Origin of the sequence: Aetokthonos hydrillicola CCALA 1050 (assembly GCF_017591665.1) — a bacterium.
Lineage (GTDB): Bacteria > Cyanobacteriota > Cyanobacteriia > Cyanobacteriales > Nostocaceae > Aetokthonos > Aetokthonos hydrillicola.
Map to the genome: position 1 here is coordinate 1 of NZ_JAAKGC010000390.1, position 1,410 is coordinate 1,410.

Here is a 1,410-nt window from a genome sequence, read left to right on the forward strand (position 1 = left end):
CTTTGAGTTAGAAATTATTGCTAATTTTCGTAAAAATAATAATCTCGAGCAAGAAATGACAGGATTCCGTTCTTTAAAAGGTCAAGATCTTTTCTATATTGCTCATCCTCTGGCTATAACTGAAGCTAAATGCTTGAGATGTCACAGTACTCCAGATAAAGCCCCTAAAAGTATGATTCAAAAGTATGGCACAATTAATGGTATGGGTTGGAAATTAAATGACATTAATGGAGCGCAAATTGTTTTTTTACCAGCTGATCAAATTTTTCGTAATGCGCGGCAATCGTTAGTTTTCTTGATTGGACTTATCGCTGTGATTTTTGCCTTTGCCATATTTACAGCTAACTTTTGGATAAAACAATTTATTGTTAAACCTATCAAGAAGGTTGCTCAAATTGCAGAAGCTGTGAGTATTGGTGATATGGATGCTGAGTTTGAGAAATTATCCAATGATGAAATTGGTAGTTTAGCAGAAGCTTTTACACGTATGAAAATTAGTTTAACTATGGCTATGAAGAGATTTAGAGCTTAAACATATTAGTGCAAAATCAGTGATTAAGACTGCAAAATTTTTAATTTTTAATTTTTCAGAATTCAATGATTAACTGTATATATTTAGTCGGTTTTATCTAATGAATCAGCAGCAATTACGTATTAATGTCTTGCAAACTTTCGGAGCCAGTAACTCTGAAATTACAGAACTGCTTGTCTACAATCAAAATGTCTTTGATCACAACAAATTAAAGCGAGAACAAATTTTCCTCCCACAACCTGAACCTTATATCGCTGTGTGGGACGAATATGCAGCCTCCGCCGCAATGGATGGAGCTGATGCTGTCTTGAAGCGGCATTTAGTACAGTTTCAGTTCCCTGTAGTGAGAGGGATTAGTGAAACAGATGCATATCGTGCTGCAACCCTACGAGGGCAGTCTGTGCAAGATATGGCGATCGCGACTGGGTTGATTTTAACCGAACCCAAAAAACTACAACTTTGGTTGTACCAAAGTCTCGCTGGCAAAATTCCGGTCATAATTGCTGGTAACCGCGAGGATTTCGTTACTTTAGTGCAAGCTCTCACCAAACGGAATGAACCGCAGCCGATACCTGATTCTATGGGAGCATGTATTGTGAGTGGCTATAACAACTGGGGACGTGTACGCCAATACCAGCAGCAATGGAATAGTAAACACAAACAGGGTAACCATACTCAAGCTGAATGGGCTGTAGAATTTCAACTCCTCATTCGCCGTAAAGAATTGTATCAAGATCAATTTATTATTCTCAGCCCTAGTTCCTATAGCAATGTTGCAGCCAGTAGCTTAGGACTGAACGCAACCGAGTGGGAGGAACTTTCTTTGAAAATCAGACTGGAACATGAATGTACGCATTACTTCACTCGTCGCTTTCTTG

Annotated in this window: 2 protein-coding genes; both read left to right on the forward strand. The window is 38.5% G+C overall.

All coding sequences use genetic code 11. The annotated features are described in order from the left end of the window. Positions 1-532: c-type heme family protein (locus G4P69_RS38200; protein ID WP_208355183.1), on the forward strand; the 532-nt coding region annotated here is incomplete at its 5' end. A 100-nt stretch (positions 533-632) separates the two neighbouring features. Continuing rightward, positions 633-1,410, forward strand: a 778-nt coding sequence (locus tag G4P69_RS38205; protein WP_390694093.1) for a DUF7005 family protein, incomplete at its 3' end; no start/stop codon positions are given.